Annotated in this window: 4 protein-coding genes; 1 reads left to right on the forward strand and 3 read right to left on the reverse strand. The window is 37.6% G+C overall.

Annotated features, from left to right (window positions below; genetic code table 11):
* Positions 1-99: 99 nt before the first annotated feature.
* Positions 100-273 (forward strand): hypothetical protein, encoded by a 174-nt coding sequence (locus tag QZ334_RS07520; RefSeq protein ID WP_173015018.1) that lies wholly within the window; start codon positions 100-102, stop codon positions 271-273.
* 234 nt (positions 274-507) lie between these two features.
* Here QZ334_RS07520 and QZ334_RS07525 read toward each other — a convergent pair whose 3' ends face one another.
* From QZ334_RS07525 to QZ334_RS07535, 3 genes are read right to left on the reverse strand one after another with little or no spacing between them, the layout of a single operon-like run.
* Entirely contained in the window at positions 508-1,512 is a 1,005-nt protein-coding gene (locus tag QZ334_RS07525) for an ABC transporter substrate-binding protein (RefSeq protein ID WP_295233304.1), read from the reverse strand.
* Between the two features lie 19 nt (positions 1,513-1,531).
* Entirely contained in the window at positions 1,532-2,278 is a 747-nt protein-coding gene (locus QZ334_RS07530; RefSeq protein ID WP_295233308.1) for an ABC transporter ATP-binding protein, read from the reverse strand.
* A 26-nt stretch (positions 2,279-2,304) separates the two neighbouring features.
* Complete coding sequence (locus QZ334_RS07535; RefSeq protein WP_119209421.1) at positions 2,305-3,312, reverse strand: FecCD family ABC transporter permease; 1,008 nt, start codon at positions 3,310-3,312, stop codon at positions 2,305-2,307.
* Between the last annotated feature and the right edge of the window lie 80 nt (positions 3,313-3,392).

The raw sequence follows: 3,392 nt of genomic DNA on the forward strand, positions 1-3,392 counted from the left end.
TTATGAGATTGTTTATAATGAATAGATATTGCATACTTATGTATGAGCGGTTATACTATCGGTAGAAGGAGTTTTTCAAGTGAAAAGTGAGGTATGTATATGGCATGGGGTGGAACTAGACGCGGTGCCGGGCGCCCACGTAATCCGATTAAACGTATTGGTAGAACCATTCGACTCAGTGATGAAGAGTTTCTTTCACTCAAACCATTAATTATGGCCATTAAGGCAAATAATGATAAACGATATAGGCAACAATATAATCGAAATAGATAAAAAAGGCATTGTCACAGCATATACAACTTAATAAACTTTACATCTATTTTACAATAATCCATTTTAAAATCTTTCAACTACAACACATCTCTACTCTCTACAATATGCTGTGTGCAATACAAGCAGTACGAAAAAGGTCCCAATTCATTTGAATTGGGACCTTTTTCGTTTGTTATATTGCTATAATTTTAGGAATCTTTATATTACGTAGCAAATTCCTGAATTATTAGTTTATTAGTCGATTTTTACACCGTGAATCTCTTCGGCTAGACGTTTTAGGGCATCTACAGTACGAACACCAGGTGTGATTTCAGAGAGTTTTACGCGAATGAAATGACCTTCTTTAACAGCTGTAATGTCTTGAAGTTGAGGGTTAGATTTTATTTTTTCGATTTTTTGTTGGAAATCGTCGTCGTTACGAATAGAAGTACCGTAGTCAGCGATGATGATGTAGTCAGGATTTTGAGCAATTACAGTTTCCCAAGATCCTTTGGCCCATGTTTTATCTACACCTAAGCCGCTCATTACATTGTCAGCACCGATGAGTTTCAAGATGTTAGTTGTATAACCTTCAAAGGCAGTGAATGGTTGGCCATCTTCAGAGTCATAAATGAAGACCCGTTTACGAGGTAAGTCTTTTAGCTTATCTTGGATAGCGGCTAATGTTTTACGTTGACCTGCAACCCATTCTTCAGCTTTAGATTTAACACCGAAGATTTCACCTAATTTAATCATGTCATTAAAGTTAGTTTCCAAGTCGGCCTTTGTAGATAGCATAGATTCAGGAAGCCAGATGTTAACCTTTTGTGCAATCATTTTATCAGCAGGGATGGCTCGTTTGCTGAAGGAGTCAGGCCAACCTGTTGCAAAGTCAGGTTTTACAGACATAAATACTTCGTAGGACGGCCATTTATCGGATAATACTTTTACCTTGTCATAAGCGGCTTGTAGAGGTGGATAGATTTCCTCTTCTTTAAAAGCTGTACCAGCCATTTTGTCTTCAAGACCTAATTGAAGCATCATTTCTGTCGTTGCTTGAGACATGGATACAGCATGAGTAGGGGAAGATTTTATAGCAAAGTCAGTTTTTGTACCGTCAAAAGTTTCACTCCATGTTACTGCATTGCCATTGTCAGCTGCGTTCTTCGTTGTGTCAGAACCACAACCAGCGATAGCAAATGTGGCACATGCCATAGCAACTAATAACAATTTTTTTGATTTTCTTAATTTTTGAAACATAGTAAGTCCTTTCTTTTAATTAATAATATAAGTGATAGCGCCCTTCATCCCAAGAGGTTTTGAACGGAACTTCAAATATGGGTTCAAGAATTTCAGGTGCTAGTACCTCAGTTGGGGAACCTTCCTTGAGGATTGTTCCTTTATTCATAATCACGATATGATCACAATATTGAGCAGCTAGGTTTAAATCGTGTAGAACTACGATGGTTGTACCTTTGAATGCTCGCAATTGTTTCATTAATGCTACCTTATACTTCATATCCAGATGGTTCGTAGGTTCATCTAAAAGTAGTATTTGAGGTTTTTGCGTTAAAGCTTTCGCAATAAAAACGCGTTGCTTCTCGCCACCTGAGAGGTGATGAATTTGTTCGTCAGCTAAATGTGTAATGCCTACTTCGTTCATATAGTGCTCTGCGATTTTTACATCGTCTGCACTATAGGTGCCGAAGTGTTGCTTATATGGATAACGGCCCATGAGGACGATATCTTTTACGAGGAAATCATCGATCATAGAGTCCCTAGACTGTGTTAACACTGCTACTAATTGAGCAAATTCACGACCTTTATAAGACTCTAATGGCTTTTGATTCAATGTGATTTTATCTTTTGATGGTAGTAGTCGGTAAAGATGGCTCAGTAATGTAGACTTACCACATCCATTTGGCCCGATGATGGCTGTAATTTTATTATTAGGAAATGTTACAGAAATATTCTTTAACACTTCTTTCTTCTCGTAGGAGAAGGACAGCTGATTAATTTGATACATAGTATCTCCTATAGATATAATATATACTAACCATTGTGTTTGTAACGATTCATAATAATCCATATGAAGAGTGGAGCCCCTAGTAAGGATGTAAGAACACCGATTGGGATTTCTTCCGGACTATATAGGGCTCTTGATAATACATCTGACCATATCATGACGATACTACCGATTAGAGCACTAAAAAGTAATGTGTTTCTATGCTTAGGACCACCTATAATTCTAGCTAGGTGTGGAATTATGAGTCCTATAAAACCGACTACACCCACTTTTGATACTAATGTGGCAATGACAATAGAGGATATAATAACGATGCTTAGTTGTAACTGTTTAACTGATAAGCCCATTTGTGCTGCTTCATGATTACCCAGTAGTAGCACATCAAGATCTTGATTAAACATATAGATGTATAGCATAAACAAGGTTACAATGATAGCCGTTAATGGTAAATCACCCCATTGAATGCCTGCGAAGCTACCTAGGAGCCAGAACATAGCACTTCGAACTTGTGCCTCGTGCTTGGCTCCGTAAATAATCATCATAGTTAAAGCCGAGAATATCCCCGTCATGCCCATACCGATGAGGATGAGCTTCACAGGGCTGTTGCTTTTACCAACACAGAGCAATACCAAGATAATAGAGAGAGCTGCACCTAGGGCTGCAAAAACAGGCGTATTATAGGCCCCTAGTAGTGGAATACCGCCCATGATGATAGCAAATACGGCACCTGTACTAGCACCCGATGAAACACCTAATACATAGGGATCTGCTAGAGCATTTCTAGTTACCGTTTGCATTAATAAACCTACAAGGGATAGGCCTATACCTGTTAGTACTGAGTAGATGAGCCTAGGTAAACGAATATCTGTAATAATTGTGTTTGTCATGGATGTGGTGGCATTTGGGTCCATCATAGCCATAAGTGCAGGAATGATTTGATCTAAAGAAATAAATGTGGATCCAAATTGTAAGGCCGTTACCAATGAAATACATAATATTACACATAGTATTAATGCTTTTATAGAAGTTTGCATAAAATCTCCTTATTTTATTGTATAGGTAATATAACCTTATCTAAGTATAGAGAACTTTCTATATATATACAATATACATA

Origin of the sequence: Veillonella sp. (assembly GCF_019414865.1) — a bacterium.
Classification (GTDB): domain Bacteria; phylum Bacillota; class Negativicutes; order Veillonellales; family Veillonellaceae; genus Veillonella.

Coding starts and splice junctions, on each gene's coding strand:
- QZ334_RS07530 (WP_295233308.1), bottom strand. CDS start 2,278: ATGTATCAAATTAATCAGCTGTCCTTCTCCTACGAGAAGAAAGAAGTG.
- QZ334_RS07525 (WP_295233304.1), bottom strand. CDS start 1,512: ATGTTTCAAAAATTAAGAAAATCAAAAAAATTGTTATTAGTTGCTATG.
- QZ334_RS07535 (WP_119209421.1), bottom strand. CDS start 3,312: ATGCAAACTTCTATAAAAGCATTAATACTATGTGTAATATTATGTATT.
- QZ334_RS07520 (WP_173015018.1), top strand. CDS start 100: ATGGCATGGGGTGGAACTAGACGCGGTGCCGGGCGCCCACGTAATCCG.